Below are 15,597 nucleotides of genomic sequence, written 5' to 3'. Positions count from 1 at the left end.
ATTCATAAAATAAGATACTCTGAGTTTAAAGATGAATAAAAATCAACTGGGTTATACCCTTCATTTGTGTTTTTTTGCTTGAGACTAAAGCCGCTATTCTCTCGAAGAGATAATCAAAAAATTGCGTCGCTGGTTACTATAATATCTATAGCTATTGTGGTTTTCAACAATTAGAAAATATATCGCAATCCAAAATCATTCTGTAACAACAAAATTGCCATCATAGGAGGGAAACAGGGAGAACAACAATTTTACATGGAAAATTATTCTCGTTCTCCTGTAATTCCACTCCAGTATATGCACTAACTAGCAAAGGCTGCTTAGAGACTAGCAATTGCTTCGGTAACTAACTTCGAGACAAAAGGCAAAATAGCGCGGCTTTTGGCTTGTGCTTTACCTTCAGTGAATACCACCAAGAGGTAAGGACGCTGTTCTGGTAACTCAATATACGCCGCATCGTGGCGAACTTGACTTGTCCAACCTGCTTTTGACCAAATTTGAGCATCTTGGGTGAGTCCACCACCTAAAAAACCTGTGATTTGGTCTTCCTCTACATCGGTAGGTAAATCGTCAGGATTAAGACTACGTTTGAGTAAAGCCATCATAGCTTGCGATCGCGCACTTGAAACCGCTACCCCACCAATTATGCTATGCAGTAAGCGAGCGATCGCATTTGTCGTCAGCATATTGCGATTTTCTAACATTTCCCCATAAAACGCCCGCTCTCTTCCATAGGGGCCATCACCCCAAGTTTTTTGGCAAACGTTAATTGTCTGCATTTCCTCCCAACCTAAAGACTGGTAATAGCGGTTGACAATATGACGCTGATATTTCCAAGTTTCAAATGGGCCCACAGGTAACTCCGGTCCTGATGTAGTACCACTGAGAATATCTACAACCAAGCTGGTGGCATCATTGCTAGAATCAACAATCATATCGCGCAAGGCTCGCTCTAACTCCTTGGAAGTCTGGCTCATGCCTTTCTCTAACCATTCGTTGACTGCCACTAAGTAAAATAGCTTGACTACACTGGCAGGGTAAATACGCTCAACACCGCGATAACTGAAACCACGGACTGGGTGATTCCAAAAAGCATCTGGAGTCAATGCGCCGCCAGTGTTGACTGGTACTGGCGGATCGTAAACTATCCAAGTCAGGGCAATTTGGTTACGAGCTAAGGTTGGAAATGCTGCCCAAGTGGCCTCTAAAATGCCATTACCAAAATTTTCGAGTTGTTCGTCTTTTCTAAAGAAAACCATTGTTAGCTATTCACCTAAAATAATGCCTTCTCATCCTGAATCCCAAATCTCAAATCCCCAATTGGGAGAATACCAGTGTCTTGCTGACCTAAATTTATATGATTCTCCTGAATGTACGCGTTTGGCAACTCAAGCCGCTGCTGGGCGACATTTACAGGTAACATCAAATCATCAGGATTCAGCAGTTGAGGTGTATTTATGTGAGGATGACTATCCAGGGTGGCTATCCCTTTCTGATTTAGGTTTCATACAACCTGCTACTGTACTTTATCAGGCTAAATCATTTTCTCAATATGACATTCAGAAACTGCTTCCAGAGGTGATCTCTTTCACTCAAAAAGCGATGCAACAGTCAAATTATTACCTTTGGGGTGGTACAGTGGGGCCAAATTATGACTGTTCTGGCTTGATGCAAGCAGCATTTGCCTCGGTGGGTGTTTGGTTACCCAGAGATGCCTATCAGCAGGAAGGTTTTACTCAAGCAATTGCTATTGCTGAATTGTCAGCAGGAGATTTAGTGTTTTTTGGCACTCCCGAAAAAGCCACCCATGTAGGTCTTTATTTGGCAGATGGTTATTATATCCATAGTTCCGGGCAAGCCCAAGGACGAAATGGAATTGGTATTGATATTCTCTCGGAACAGGGAGATACGGTCAGTCAGTTATACTATCAGCAACTGCGAGGTGCTGGCAGAGTTATTAAGAGTTACGAACCACAGAGACGCTGAGGACGCTGAGGAATATGAGGAGTGGGTTTTCTGGAGGAATTGCTCAAGAGAATGGGACGATTTTAGCAATTGTTCCAGATGTTTCGGTGGTGGTGCCGGTGCGCGATGAAGTGGAAAGTTTACCGCTTTTATTGGAGGCGATCGCATCGAGTTTAGCTGGAAGTGAATTGAGTTATGAAATTATTTGTGTGGATGATGGATCTACAGATGGTTCTGCGGAATTTCTCAAAGCCCAAGCGCAAATCCGCAATGATTTAAAAGCGGTGATTTTACGTCGTAATTATGGGCAAACTGCGGCCATGGCGGCTGGGTTTAATTATGCTTTGGGCAAAGCGATCGTCACTTTAGATGCTGACCTCCAGAATGATCCTGCGGATATTCCCATGTTGTTGGCAAAGTTAGAAGAAGGTTACGATTTGGTGAGCGGTTGGCGGCAAAAACGTCAAGATGGAGCGGTCAATCGGTTACTTCCTTCTAAAATTGCTAACTGGCTAATTCGGCGTACTACTAGCGTATATATTCATGACTATGGCTGTTCTTTGAAAGCCTATCGTGCAGAACTCGTGGCAGACATGAATCTCTACGGAGAATTACACCGTTTTTTACCTGCTTTAGCTTACATTGAAGGTGCGAGAATTACGGAAATGCCTGTGCGACATCACGCCCGCCGCTTTGGTCGGAGTAAGTATGGTTTGTCACGCACATTCCGCGTTTTGATGGATTTGCTAACCATTTTATTTATGAAAAAGTTCCTCACACGCCCAATGCATGTTTTCGGGCTGTTGGGCTTAAGTTCAATGGTGGCAGGGACGGTGATTGGTATTTACCTAACTTTTGTAAAATTGGCTTTGCACGAAGACATTGGCAATCGTCCTTTGCTGATTTTGGCAGTACTGTTGTTAGTGACCGGAGTACAGCTGTTTTGCTTCGGTCTTCTAGCAGAGTTACTCATGCGTACTTACCATGAATCCCAAGGTCGCCCCATCTATCGCGTGCGGGAGGTGATAGCAAAAAATGTTAACTAAGGTGACAATAATAGTCAACAGTCAAGGGAATTACTTTTGACTGTTGACTATGGACTATTGACTTTTGACAAAAAACTCTATTAAACAGCATCTGCCTTGAAAGCTTTTGATACCTTTGATACTTCTTTGCGACTAAACTTGCTGACATTATTTACAGCAGGTTTAGTATTCTGGTCGAGTATGGGTTTGTTATTGCCAACTCTACCGCTATATATCCAAGATTTAGGTGCAAGTAAGCAACAAATTGGCATCGTGATTGGTGGTTTTGCCATTGGTCTGTTGTTGTTTCGTCCCATGCTGGGACGATTAGCAGATCAACATGGTCGAAAACTGCTGTTGTTAATTGGTACGATCATCGCCGCGATCGCACCCCTTGGCTATTTGGCATTCACATCAATTCCGCTGTTGATGCTGGTGCGTGTCTTTCATGGCATTAGTATGGCTGCTTTTACGACTGGATACAGTGCTTTGGTAGCGGATTTAGCACCGCTGAAACAGCGTGGTGAAATTATTAGTTATATGAGTTTAGCAGCTCCCATTGGTTTAGCATTTGGGCCTGCCTTGGGGGGCTATTTACAAGCTACAACTGGTTACGGTGTGTTATTTCTGTTAGCCACAGAAATAGCTTTTATTGGGGTGTTGGCATCTATACAAGTTATCAATCCACCAGTGCAGAGACGATCATCAGTCCCAAGCAAAAAGACTAATTTCTGGCAAATTTTAATTAGCCCACGGATGAGAGTCCCGGCTATAGTCATGTTGTTAGCGGGTTTAGCCCTTGGTAGTGTACACACCTTTTTACCGTTATTTATTCAAGAAACTGGCGTCGATTTGAATGCAGGCTTGTTTTTCACAGTTTCAGCGATCGCTAGTTTTACTCTGAGAATATTCGTAGGTCGAGCCAGCGATCGCTTCGGTCGTGGTTTGTTTATTACTTTTGGCATCCTGGCTTACACTCTAACAACGCTGCTGTTATGGCAAGCTAGAAGTAGTAGTATATTTTTGCTAGCTGGAATCACTGAAGGGTTGGGCGGTGGAACATTAATTTCCATGATTACCACTTTAATGGCAGACCGTTCATTACCAGAAGAACGGGGGCAAATTTTTGCTCTCTGCATCGCTGGATTTGATTTTGGACTAGCGATCGCAGCCCCGATTTTTGGTTTTGTTGCTGAAAAAGCCGGCTACCCCAACATGTTTGCTGGTACTGCCTGTTTAACTTTCCTGGGATTGATGATTTTTCTCACCCAGTCCAACAAAAATGTATCAAGTTCCCTGCGTTTTGCGTTGGGTCGAGGTGAGGATTCCTACTCATTAAATAAGTTGTGAGCTGAGTAACTAGTCACTCCTAACTCACAACTCCTAACTTTCATCAACGGGCGAGGAGGGATTCGAACCCCCGACACCGTGGTCCGTAGCCACGTGCTCTAGTCCACTGAGCTACACGCCCTTTCCAGAAACTTATAATAACACGCCCTAGCAAAATAATGCAAGAGAATATTCCATCTAATTTTACGAACTTAACCCATCTAGATGCCCAAGGACAAGCACAGATGGTAGATATATCTGGCAAAGCGGCTACTGTGCGCCAGGCTGTAGCAGCAGCTAAGGTACGAATGTTGCCAGAAACCTTAGCCGCGATTCAAGCTGGCAATACTCCCAAAGGGGATGTCTTGGCAACTGCCAGGTTAGCTGGAATTATGGCAGCTAAACAAACGGCTGCTTTGATTCCCCTATGTCATCCGTTGCCTTTGCAAAAAATTACAGTCGAGATCACACCAGATTTGGAACTACCAGGTTATCAAATTCATGCCACAGTCAAAACCAAAGCTGAAACTGGTGTAGAAATGGAAGCTTTAACTGCCGTTTCGATTGCGGCTTTGACTTTATACGATATGGCAAAAGCTTTAGAAAAGTCGATGCAAATTGAATCGATTCGTTTAGTCAGTAAAACTGGCGGAAAATCAGGAGATTATTACCTGCCAGAACCATAGCCTATTCAATTTCACCTAAAGCTTTGTTGAGATCTGCTGGATTCTTATACTGCTGGTTGTCTGGCAATTGTTCTAATAATGAGATGACATCTTGATCAGCTTTGTGCTGTTTAGCATGTTGGATCAATTCTTGCTTGTCAGCAGGATAGTCAACACCCTTCAAGTGTTTTTGTACTTCAACTGGATTTGCTTTAGCCATTGTCATTCACCTCTCAAGGTTATTTACATATTCACGAGTCTATGTATTGCTTCCCTCTATCAAGAAGATGAATCATTTTTTACTCGAAATCATTAAAAGGTCACTCGATAGGTTGATGACGGATGACGGATGACGGGTGACGGATGAATCCTTCGGGGTAAAGCTATTAAAATAGGACATTTTTTATTGGTAAGTCTCTGAATCCTCAATCAGTTAACCCAAGGGTATTGAGTTCTAAAGGAGTTCCCAGTCACCAATCCCCAATCCCTAGCAACTGCATCCCCAAAAACCTTAAAATAAGCACAGTATATTCAATTCTGTAACAAATATTTATGCCTCCTCGCTGGCCTCGTAAACCCGATCGCAAAGACCCAGAATTCCGTAAGTTAGATGACCGGATGAATTTTGCCGTACATGTGGCAGTTGCGGCTGTGACTAATTCCGGGTTGTGGTTTGTCCATAACCTGAAAGCAACAAGCTGGGAATGGCTGCCGTGGTTGACTGCAAGTTGGCTAGTAGTAGTATTGGGACATCTGATTTATATTGCTGCGATCGCTAACTACTCACAAACACCGCCCAAATCCACCTGAAGATGGACTGTACAAGCTAGGGCAACTGTAACCTGTGGCGGTAGAATCAGTCTGATAAATTGAGCGATAATGTTAGTAACTTGAGAGTTTCTTTCTCTTGTGTTGATATAGGGGTTATTTTTATGGCTAAGACTAACACCACAGAACTACTAGAAGCCCTAGCATCAGAAATTGGCGAAAATGTTTACATAGACATTGCTAAGTGGCATCTTTATTTATCTGATGCCAAGCTACATACCGTAGTTGCTGAACAACTTTATCCCCTAATTACTTCCAATACTGTCACTGAGGATAGAGTCATAGAAGTATTGGAATCCATACCAGTTAAAATTGGCGGTGGCAGGCGAGAACTGCCTTTAATTGATTTACTGCCTCTACAATGCCAAGTCAATCTAGTGGATATTTTAGAGAAATATCAACGCGAATTGTAATTTCTGCGTTTTGAATGTCCATTAGTTTGCTTTGAGGGCAACCCTCTTTTAGGAGGTCAAGGACATGACTACATATCAGTTTCATGATGCATATACCTTAGCAGAAACCGCAGAAAAACTTGGTAAAAAAGCTTTGCATTTGGGTTTGATACCTAGTTTTGTTGTACGTTATTTTCCTGATAGCAGGCAATACTACATTCCTAATGAAAAGGAATGTGAACCGCTGACACCAGAACAGGCATATATGCGGTTTAAGAAATTAGTGGAAAATTCTGCTAAGTAAGAATTGCGAGTAATTATTAACGCACGCGAGTTGACAGTGAGACTCGTGCAGATTTTTCATTGAAATTTCTGGAGGCTAATTATATGTTTTTACAAATCAAAGGTACTAGCGATTTAATCAAAATTCTTGATATTCAAGAATTGCTTGACCCGAATATTAATATTGTTCACGGACAAGACCAAGAAGGTCAAGAAGAACAGGAACCTGATTCTTTTCAAAAACAAAATCTTGTTTTTCCTTCTGGCGAAAGTCTACCACGTTGTTGGTTAGATGCTAACTATAGATACGCCAAAGCTTCATAATGTAAGCTAATGTGCATCTAAGTTGCATAACCACTCGTAGACATCATCATTGGTCATTAGTCGTTTGTCCTTTGTAAATACAAATTCCGAATGACAAATGACAAAGAACGACCAAGAATTTAAATGTAGGGTGCGTTGCGCTATGCGACAACGCACCCTACCTTAAAACTATATTTCTTTAAATTAGGCTTCTTCTGCAACCGTTGCAGTTGAGTTGTGTAGAGAATTGGGAAAAAATGCCTTAGAAATCCAGTAGGTCAAAATATGAGAAACCAATCCTAACGGGCCAGCAAATAAACATAAACTTAGCGAGTGAATTGTCCAAATCCCTGTTTTTTGACCTTCCCAATATATCCAGCGACCGACAAATAAATCCATTACTAGAAAATGAATCCAACCTGTAGCAGCAGCTGTTTCATCGGAGAAAAATCGAGCAATATCAGCTAATTGAGGATTCGATAAAGCTTGGGCGTTTTCTGGTGTAATACTGCTGATGAACAAATACAAATACGCCCCAGCTAAAACCAAAAAAGGCAAATAAGACTCCATTACCCGCCGTGTTATTTTCCAATTGGGTAGGAGAATCATCAAAGCCCAAAAGGGTAAAACAAAAAGGTTGGCAATATTAAACAGTTGAGTAATATTCATTGTTTTGCAGAGTAACTTATAAAGCAATTAGTTGTGATTCTATTTCACTTGATTTTAAATCACGTCCAATGAAAACTAAACGGGTTTGCCTTGCTTCTTGGGGTTGCCAAGGGCGGTCATAAAATTTATCAAATCTTGTGCCTACACCTTGCATTACTAAGCGCATTGATTTGTTAGGGACTGCGACAAAGCCCTTGATTCGGTATATTTCTTGTTGGTGTACCAATGTTTGCAGTTGTTGTTGCAGTTTTTCGGGGTCAAAGGTACGGTCTAAAATTAGGTGTGTTGAAGTAATTTCATCATCGTGGTCGTGTTCTTCTTCACTGTCGTGATGACTGTGACGGCTATCTAAATTGTCTTCAACGGCGGCTTGTAATCCTAATAGTATAGCTGGGTCGATTGTGCCGCGATCGCTCTCGACAATTTTCACCACTCTGGGCAATTCTTGCTTAATTAATTCTTCAACTTGGGCTTTGGTTTCACCATCAACCAAATCAGTTTTACTCAACACCACCAAGTCTGCACAAGCTAGTTGGTCTTCAAATAATTCTTGCAATGGTGTTTCATGTTCTAAGCTACCATCTGCTAACCTTTGGGCTGCGATCGCTTCTAAATCACTAGCAAATGTCCCCTCGGCTACTGCTGCACAATCTACTACAGTAATCACTGCATCTACAGTCGCACCAGCACGAATTTCTTGCCAGCGGAAAGCTTTCACCAAGGGTTTTGGTAAGGCTAAACCAGAGGTTTCGATTAATATACAGTCAATACTGTCTCGCCGCTTGAGTAACTGCTGCATCGTGGGGAAAAATTCTTCCTGGACTGTGCAACACAAGCAGCCATTGGTTAATTCAAAAATATTACTTTCGCTATCATCATCTTCGGGGCAGATTTGACAGGATTTCAACAATTCGCCATCAATACCGAGTTCGCCAAATTCGTTGACTAAAACTGCAATGCGGCGTCCTTGGTTATTTTGTAGAAGGTGGCGAATTAAGCTAGTTTTACCACTGCCTAAAAAGCCTGTGATTACTGTGACAGGAATTTTTGTAGCCATATTTTTGCCGGATTTTCTCAGTATGAGAAGTTTCGCTGATTACAAACTTTCATACTGAGGTTAAGCTGAGTTTGAAAATTGACTTAGTTATTTTAAGCTGAAATTCTATGCAAAGCTGCAAAATATTGGCGTTGCTGGTGAGTTTAGGTTTGACTTTGACTCCTCAAATCAGTGTTGCACAAACGCTGGAAGATTTGGAGCAAAAAGCCTCAGCTGCCGAAGAAGTGAAAAAATATGAAGAAGCCGCTAATATTTGGCGGAGTTTGATTAAAAGCGATCGCAACAACAGTTATGCTTACGTCAAACTGGCAGATGTTCTATCTAACCAAGGCAAGATAGCAGAAACGATCGCTACCTATCACCAAGCATTGCAATTAACTCCCGATTCGGCAATTTACCTCAAATTAGCGAATTTTCTAGCAGAAAAGGGACGAACCCAAGAAGCGATCGCTGCTTACCGTCAAGCCGTCAAACTCGATCCTGGAAATGATAGTAACTACGTTCTTTTAGCCAAGAAGTTGCAGGAAGTTGGCAGCATAGAGGAAGCATTAGTAGCTTACCGTCAAGCAGTTAAACTCAGTCCCGATTCCAGTAATTACTACTATTTAGCTGATACCCTCTTCACAATAGGCAAACGAGAAGAAGCGATCGCAGCTTACCGCGAAGCCATTAAACTCGATGAGAATGGTTATCTTTGGTCTGAGAACGCTTATGATAAGCTGGGTCAAATCCTGGAATATTCACAAGCAGTAGCTATCTATCGCCAAATCAGCAAAGATGACCCCAATAATAAGCTTTTTTATAAAAAACTGGCTGAATTATCATTAGAACGGGGCTTTGTGAACGAGGCGATCGCAGCTTACCGCCATTTGACTCAAATCGAGCCTGATGCTTCAAATTACGCAGAATTAGGCGATGCGCTGGTATTACAAAACAAATACCAACAAGCGATCACTGCTTACCGTCAAGCCGCAGCCAAAGAACCCAAGGATTATTATTACAATAAATTAAGCGAAGCACTGATTAAACAAGGAAACCTCGATGAAGCAGTAGAGAACTGCCAGAAGGTAATCAAGATTGGTGAAGGCAGTTATGAAACTTGCTTCAATATCAGTTTGCCACTTCACAAAGAAAAAGGATTGGCTGGTGTAAAGGCTTTTTATCAGCAATTTACTCATGATATTCCTCGCCGTCAAATAGCTGAAATTTACATCAGACTTAGTAGACAGTTAGCATACGATGGAGGAGCAAAACAAGAGGCAATGTCAGTTATTCAAGAAGCGCTAGAAATAGATCCAAACAACACTGAAGCTCAAAGTGCCTTGAAAGATTTACTAAGCAATTAAGCATAATTGAGGGGCAATCTCCCCATGCTGGCTTTGATGAATACAAAGCAATCACGAGGCTATTGCCCCTAAATATTTTGAGTGTTGTTAACACTCATACCAATTTTGGATTTTGCAGAAAATCGTAAGAAGTATTTTTCTTACTCCTCACTCAGTACTATTACTCAGCAGTAGCCAGTTCGGTACTACCGCGTGTACGACGCCGTGTGAGGGTGTTGTATAGCATTAAACCGATCGCTTTGATCAAGTTGCCTTCTAATTCTTGGAACATCTTCATGTTCATACCGAAGGCATCGTTAGCTTCATCAACAATGCGATCGGCTGCTGCATCATCAATGGGTAGTTCATCCAAAGCTTGACGATATTTAGCTTTGAATCCTTTTTCATCAGGGATGTCTGCAAATTCATAGAAAGCAGTACCTTCTCCATCAGAGAGGTTCATTGCTGTTTGGGCAATGCCTTTGAGAATCTGTCCGCCTGATAAATCACCCAAATAACGAGTGTAAGAATGGGCAACTAACAATTCCGGTTCTGTTTGAGATATTTCTCGGATACGTTGCACATAAGCTTCACCCGCTGGCGACAGCTTGATGTGTTCCCGCCAATTCGCACCAAAATAGTAACTCAGGTCTTGCTCTAAGCTATGCTTGCGGTTAAGTTGGGGAAAGTTAATTTTGGCAACAATGGGGTGCTGGCGGTGCTTTTCCATCTCCTCTTCCATCGCCGAATAGACGAAGTAAAAGTTAGCAACTAGCTTCCGGTAAGAGTTTTTCTCTACCACTCCTTTTAAAAAGCACTTGACAAAACCTACATTCTCTGCCATTGTGTGAGCTTTTTTCGTGCCTACACGTAACTTGGTTGCTAAATTGCTGCTCATGCTAAATTTCTCAACTTTAAAAGGTTAACTGCCACAGATGTGATTTACACACGGCTAAAAAAGGCCATTAAAACGTTACCTTAAAACTATTTGATGAGAATTTATATTAAAATTCTTTAAGTAGCCTGAATTTATATTTTTGTTACACAATTTTGCGATTAAGGCTGAAAAACTCTATACCTACAATGACATTTCAGCCTCAGTAGTGTTTGCAGCGTTACATCCTAGAAATTGAGATATGGAGAAGGTTTTTGATAATTCCTCTCTATTACTCAGCTTTGCTTCGCTACACTGCAATTATTATTTCTGATTGCGAGTTTGTTTCAAGTTAGAGTATCAAAGAAGAGAAGTTTATTTTAAAATCTTGACAAGAACTGATGAATATTTTAAGTATTTTTACTGAAATATGCATTTCAGCAATTCATTCTCAGAAAAAAACAAGTATATAGTACAGATAAACACTTATCTAATTTGAAATTGTTAAATAGAGTGTAAAGTGATATTTTCCTGTGTGAGTGTGTGGGGTGTTTAAACTTATGGTTTCATCTATAACTCGGATTCAAGGTGACATTCGCCCGGCTGCTAATAAATCGGAAATAGGCCTTGAGGGCAATTTCACGCGGAATTTAATCTCGCTGCCAGCGACTCCTTTGTTTGGTACAGATGGCATTCGTGGACGAGTGGGAGATTTATTGAGTGCGCCTTTAGCGTTGCAAGTGGGTTTTTGGGCAGGTGTGATTTTGCGTACCCATGCTAAGGCGATCGCCCCCGTAATTCTCGGACAAGATTCGAGAAACTCCGGGGATATGCTGGCAATGGCTTTGAGTGCAGGTTTAACAGCAGCGGGGGTAGAAGTTTGGCATTTGGGATTATGCCCTACTCCTTGCGTTGCCTATCTGACAAGTGTCAGTGAAGCCATAGGTGGAGTGATGATTTCTGCCAGCCACAACCCGCCAGAAGACAACGGTATTAAAATTTTTGGTGCCGATGGTGGGAAGTTATCTCAGGCGTTGCAAGCAGAAATTGAAGCGGGACTACGCGGTAAGATATCCATTACTAATAGCGTCAGCAATTGCGGCAGGCATTACTCGCGTTTGGAATTGATTCGGGAGTATAGCCAAGCCTTGAAACAACCTTTGCAGCCCCAGGTAAATCTTCAGGGATTAAAAATTGTTTTAGATTTAGCATGGGGTGCAGCAGTTGGTTTGGCACCATCAGTATTTCAAGAAATGGGTGCAGAAGTCATTTGTTTGCATAACCAAGCAGATGGCGATCGCATCAACGTTGACTGCGGTTCTACTCACCTGGAAATTCTTCAAGCCACAGTACAAGAACATCACGCCGACTTGGGCTTTGCCTTTGATGGCGATGCCGATCGCGTTTTAGCTGTAGATAATACTGGTAGGCAAGTTAATGGCGATTACATTCTCTACCTCTGGGGACGCCACCTGCAATCAACAAAACAACTGCCAGACAACTTAATTGTATCCACCGTCATGGCTAACTTAGGCTTTGAAAGGGCGTGGAAACAACAAGGCGGTAACTTGATTCGCACCGCTGTAGGCGATCAATATGTGCAAGCCGAAATGTTGCGGACTGGCGGAATGTTGGGTGGTGAACAATCTGGGCACATTCTTTGCCGTCATTATGGCATTACTGGAGATGGCTTATTAACAGCCTTACACATAGCAAGTTTGGTCAAACAAGCTGGTGTTTCCCTCAGCGAACTGGTAGACCAAAGCTTTCAAACCTACCCACAACTGTTGCGGAACGTGCGAGTAGAAGACCGCGATCGCCGTTTGGGGTGGCAAAATTGTCAACCCCTACAACAAGCGATCGCCTTAGCCGAAGCCGCAATGGGTGACGCTGGCAGAATCTTAGTCCGCGCTTCTGGTACAGAACCAGTAGTCAGAGTCATGGTGGAAGCCGCTGACGCTGAACTTGCTAACTACTGGACAAATGAATTGGTATCACAAGTTCAACAACACTTGGTAGTTTAAGTAGGGGCTTACAGCTGTACGCCCCTACTGTCAAGTGAAAAAATCAGAGTTTGAAGCCCCTCTCCTTGCAGGAGAGGGGTTTGGGGTGAGGTCTGCCAAACCATCTAAAATTCAAAATTGTATCACTTGATTTATATTTGCATTGTTACTGCTACCTGATATCATATTTTTGGTATAATCAGCACCCTTTCTAACTAATACGCTAACTAATACGAATTTGAAAAATGATTGCAACAGATACCTTCACAAAACCTAAATCCAGAAGGCGATTCCCAATCTAAAATCTAAAATTCTATAATTCTTCAAAAATGCTTGTTTTTGTTATCCCACTCAAAAGTCCGCAAGCTTCCAATTCCTGGGAACATGTCTCCAAATTATTTGAGAGATCTATTAAATCAGTTTGCAATCAAACCTCAACTGATTTTCATGCTGTTGTTGTTTGTAACGAAAAGCCAAAAATCGAATTTACGCATCCTAACATCACATATATTACAGTTGATTTTCCGTCTGCAAACGAAAAATTCTTGATAAATCAAAGACACACTGATAAAGGGCGAAAACTCTTGAAAGGATTAATTTATGCTCAAGAATTTTCACCTACTCATACAATGGCAGTTGATGCTGATGATTGTGTGAGTAAAAACTTAGCCGCTTTTATTAAGCAATATCCCCATCATCATGGATGGTTTATTAACAAAGGTTATAAATATCAAGAAGGTAGTAAACACATTTATCGTAAAAGAAGCAATTTTTATAAAATGTGCGGTACTTGTAACATTCTGCGTTATGATTTGAATAATTTTCCCGAAAAAGCAGAATATAATCGTGGTTATGGTTACTATAAATATTATATAGATCATGGCAAAGTCAAAGATACTTTAGCAAAGCAAGGGCAACCTATTAAACCACTACCATTTGCAGGTGCAGTTTATATCCTAGAGACAGGTGAACATCTTTTTTATGATTCCACAAGGTTAGGATTTAGTATCTTCAATCGTCAATTATTAAATGAATCAATTAGAGAGGAATTTGGGTTATACAACTTATACAGCAATCCTAAATTGTTTGTGAACGCTTAATATTTATCTTAAATCTCCTCTGTGCCTGTCTGCATGAGATAAATGTATGTTCACGACCTAAATAAGATAACTGTAGCAATTCCCATTAATTTATCGAGGCTGATAGGCTAAAGCTTTGCCATGCCGAAAACCAAGTCAAAATCTCAGAAATCTAAAAATTCCAAAAAACAGGTTACAAAGGAAACTCCCACCCTTAGCCTCAAAGAACAGTTAGCCAAAAAGCGCAAAGCAGTCCAAGCACGTAAAGAACTCATTAGCTTAGTAACAACTTCCCTATCTGTTGCTTTATTCGTTGGTCTGCTGCTTTTTTTAGTAGGTGGAATTAAGGTAGCACTTCCGGCTGTTTTGGGAATTTTGGTTATAAGTCTTTCTTACAAATACCCACGTCAAGCACTTTTTGCTTTTATAATTTACGTGCCCTTTGGGGGTACCATAACATATTACATTGGCAATAGTCCGGTTCTGCAATTAGCTAAAGATGCCTTTTATGTTCCTGTTTTGATTGCACTTTGGCAAAGTTGTCGCCAGCGAGGGCTGCCTTTAATTCCTATCAAAGCAATTAAAACACCACTATTTATTTTATTAGGTTTATGTCTGTTAACATTAGTTTTTGTCAATGGTGGGCAGCAGCTAAATCCACCTAGTCCAGGACTTTTAGCAAAACCAACTAATGAAATTCCCATAGGTATGGGTATTCTAGGACTAAAAGTATTTTTAGGCTATGTTCCCCTCATTGGTTGTGCTTATTATCTCATCCGTGATAAGCGGGATTTTCTATTTTTAGCCCGCCTACAGGTTGTCCTCATACTTATCTGCTGCATTCTAGGAATTATTCAATATTTATTACTACTCACAGGAATATGTGAAGGTACTAGAAATGCCGAAGGAAGTGCTTTATTTAAAGCTACACTCGAAGCTAGGTGTTATTTTGGTGGTTCCTTAGTCTATAGTCCTAGCCAGGGAATCATTCGCCTGCCAGGAACATTTGTTGCCCCTTGGCAGTGGGCATGGTTTTTAATTTCTAGTACCTTTTTTACCTTCGCTACAGGCTTTACTGATCCTGCGATTATTTGGCGGATTATCAGTTTAGGTTCTTTAGTTACAGTCTTTATCAATGCAGTAGTTTCTGGACAAAGAATTGCTTTAGGTTTAGTACCCACCTGCTTTGTAATTTTGCTATTGCTGACTGGTCAAATTGGCAACCTGAAACGCTTTATCCCCATAGGGGTAGGGCTTGGCTTAATTCTCAGCATAGCAATAGTAACTAATCCTACTGTTGTCCAAGAGAGATTAGATAGTTTTACTAGCCGCTGGGAAGCTTCACCACCCCAAGAGTTTATTGTTAGTCAGTTTGAGGAAAATTGGAAAAGTGTACAGGGCCCGCTAGGAAGTGGCTTAGGTCGCGCCACTAACTCCGCCCGTGCATTGGGTGAAACAAAGCTAGTGGAAACTTATTACCCGAAAGTACTATATGAAGTAGGTATTTTAGGATTACTGGGCTTTATCGCTTTAGTCACCACCCTGACATTCACTGCTTTCAAAACCTATCGTTCCATAAAAAACCGTAATTTCCGCAGTTACGGAGCAGCTTTATGGGTGTTTATATTGTTTATTAGTTACAACACCTACTACTACCCTTTAGATGTTGATCCGGTAGCTGTCTACTACTGGTTTTGTGCAGGGTTACTATTTAAATTACCAGCATTGGATAAACAAGATAAGGAAGATGCAAACCCTGAAAAAGCAAAAAAGAAAAAACGTCTCAACACAAAATTTTAAT

Annotated in this window: 17 protein-coding genes and 1 tRNA gene; 12 read left to right on the top strand and 6 right to left on the bottom strand. The window is 41.3% G+C overall.

Annotation, left to right across the window (positions count from 1 at the left end; translation table 11 throughout):
- Nucleotides 1–320 precede the first annotated feature (320 nt).
- Nucleotides 321–1,259: a serine hydrolase gene (locus tag I8748_RS23630; RefSeq protein WP_198126980.1), complete on the bottom strand. Its 939-nt coding sequence runs from the start codon at nt 1,257–1,259 to the stop codon at nt 321–323.
- Nucleotides 1,260–1,281: 22 nt separating this feature from the next.
- On the opposite strand from I8748_RS23630, the gene I8748_RS23625 reads away from it, so the two are divergent.
- The 3 genes from I8748_RS23625 to I8748_RS23615 all read left to right on the top strand — a co-directional run bounded on the left by I8748_RS23625 (nt 1,282) and on the right by I8748_RS23615 (nt 4,340).
- Entirely contained in the window at nt 1,282–1,986 is a 705-nt protein-coding gene (locus I8748_RS23625; protein ID WP_198126979.1) for a C40 family peptidase, read from the top strand.
- A 14-nt stretch (nt 1,987–2,000) separates the two neighbouring features.
- Entirely contained in the window at nt 2,001–3,011 is a 1,011-nt protein-coding gene (locus tag I8748_RS23620; RefSeq protein WP_198126978.1) for a glycosyltransferase family 2 protein, read from the top strand.
- Between the two features lie 96 nt (nt 3,012–3,107).
- A complete protein-coding gene (locus I8748_RS23615) occupies nt 3,108–4,340 on the top strand; it encodes an MFS transporter (RefSeq protein WP_198126977.1) in 1,233 nt (410 codons plus the stop codon).
- Nucleotides 4,341–4,387: 47 nt separating this feature from the next.
- Here the strand turns inward: I8748_RS23615 and I8748_RS23610 are convergent.
- A tRNA-Arg gene (locus tag I8748_RS23610) sits at nt 4,388–4,461 on the bottom strand.
- A gap of 37 nt (nt 4,462–4,498) precedes the next feature.
- Here I8748_RS23610 and moaC point away from each other — a divergent pair.
- Nucleotides 4,499–5,005 carry a cyclic pyranopterin monophosphate synthase MoaC gene (moaC, locus tag I8748_RS23605; RefSeq protein WP_198126976.1) on the top strand — a complete coding sequence of 169 codons (507 nt, stop codon included), beginning with the start codon at nt 4,499–4,501 and terminating at the stop codon, nt 5,003–5,005.
- Between the two features lies 1 nt (nt 5,006).
- Here the strand turns inward: moaC and I8748_RS23600 are convergent, their stop codons facing one another.
- Entirely contained in the window at nt 5,007–5,204 is a 198-nt protein-coding gene (locus tag I8748_RS23600; protein WP_096558041.1) for a DUF2795 domain-containing protein, read from the bottom strand.
- A 332-nt stretch (nt 5,205–5,536) separates the two neighbouring features.
- On the opposite strand from I8748_RS23600, the gene I8748_RS23595 reads away from it, so the two are divergent.
- The 4 genes from I8748_RS23595 (at nt 5,537) to I8748_RS23580 (ending at nt 6,810) form a co-directional block, all read left to right on the top strand.
- Nucleotides 5,537–5,794 carry a hypothetical protein gene (locus tag I8748_RS23595; RefSeq protein WP_096558040.1) on the top strand — a complete coding sequence of 86 codons (258 nt, stop codon included), beginning with the start codon at nt 5,537–5,539 and terminating at the stop codon, nt 5,792–5,794.
- Between the two features lie 122 nt (nt 5,795–5,916).
- Nucleotides 5,917–6,225 (top strand): DUF3181 family protein, encoded by a 309-nt coding sequence (locus I8748_RS23590; protein WP_198126975.1) that lies wholly within the window; start codon nt 5,917–5,919, stop codon nt 6,223–6,225.
- 64 nt (nt 6,226–6,289) lie between these two features.
- On the top strand, nt 6,290–6,508 hold the full coding sequence (locus I8748_RS23585; protein WP_198126974.1) for a hypothetical protein: 219 nt from the start codon (nt 6,290–6,292) through the stop codon (nt 6,506–6,508).
- An 83-nt stretch (nt 6,509–6,591) separates the two neighbouring features.
- A complete protein-coding gene (locus tag I8748_RS23580) occupies nt 6,592–6,810 on the top strand; it encodes an acetyltransferase (RefSeq protein WP_198126973.1) in 219 nt (72 codons plus the stop codon).
- A 183-nt stretch (nt 6,811–6,993) separates the two neighbouring features.
- On the opposite strand, the gene I8748_RS23575 is transcribed toward I8748_RS23580, so the two are convergent.
- Both I8748_RS23575 and cobW read right to left on the bottom strand, forming a co-directional pair.
- Nucleotides 6,994–7,458, bottom strand: coding sequence for an ABA4-like family protein (locus I8748_RS23575; RefSeq protein WP_198126972.1), 465 nt, complete (start codon nt 7,456–7,458; stop codon nt 6,994–6,996).
- A 16-nt stretch (nt 7,459–7,474) separates the two neighbouring features.
- Nucleotides 7,475–8,515, bottom strand: a complete 1,041-nt coding sequence (cobW, locus tag I8748_RS23570) for a cobalamin biosynthesis protein CobW (RefSeq protein WP_198126971.1) — start codon at nt 8,513–8,515, stop codon at nt 7,475–7,477.
- A gap of 107 nt (nt 8,516–8,622) precedes the next feature.
- Between cobW and I8748_RS23565 the strand changes: the two genes are divergently transcribed.
- On the top strand, nt 8,623–9,861 hold the full coding sequence (locus tag I8748_RS23565; protein WP_198126970.1) for a tetratricopeptide repeat protein: 1,239 nt from the start codon (nt 8,623–8,625) through the stop codon (nt 9,859–9,861).
- Nucleotides 9,862–10,021: 160 nt separating this feature from the next.
- Here the strand turns inward: I8748_RS23565 and I8748_RS23560 are convergent, their stop codons facing one another.
- Nucleotides 10,022–10,738, bottom strand: coding sequence for a biliverdin-producing heme oxygenase (locus I8748_RS23560; RefSeq protein ID WP_198126969.1), 717 nt, complete (start codon nt 10,736–10,738; stop codon nt 10,022–10,024).
- A gap of 536 nt (nt 10,739–11,274) precedes the next feature.
- Here I8748_RS23560 and glmM point away from each other — a divergent pair.
- The 3 genes from glmM to hpsL all read left to right on the top strand — a co-directional run bounded on the left by glmM (nt 11,275) and on the right by hpsL (nt 15,596).
- Nucleotides 11,275–12,738 (top strand): phosphoglucosamine mutase, encoded by a 1,464-nt coding sequence (gene glmM / locus I8748_RS23555; protein ID WP_198126968.1) that lies wholly within the window; start codon nt 11,275–11,277, stop codon nt 12,736–12,738.
- Nucleotides 12,739–13,046: 308 nt separating this feature from the next.
- Entirely contained in the window at nt 13,047–13,817 is a 771-nt protein-coding gene (locus I8748_RS23550; RefSeq protein WP_198126967.1) for a glycosyltransferase family 2 protein, read from the top strand.
- A 120-nt stretch (nt 13,818–13,937) separates the two neighbouring features.
- Nucleotides 13,938–15,596, top strand: a complete 1,659-nt coding sequence (gene hpsL, locus I8748_RS23545) for a hormogonium polysaccharide biosynthesis protein HpsL (protein ID WP_198126966.1) — start codon at nt 13,938–13,940, stop codon at nt 15,594–15,596.
- The last annotated feature ends 1 nt before the right edge of the window (nt 15,597 follow it).

This window comes from Amazonocrinis nigriterrae CENA67, from assembly GCF_016056305.1.
Classification (GTDB): domain Bacteria; phylum Cyanobacteriota; class Cyanobacteriia; order Cyanobacteriales; family Nostocaceae; genus Amazonocrinis; species Amazonocrinis nigriterrae.
The sequence above is the reverse complement of the archived record's forward strand: the minus strand, read 5'-3'. Positions and strand labels throughout refer to the sequence as shown.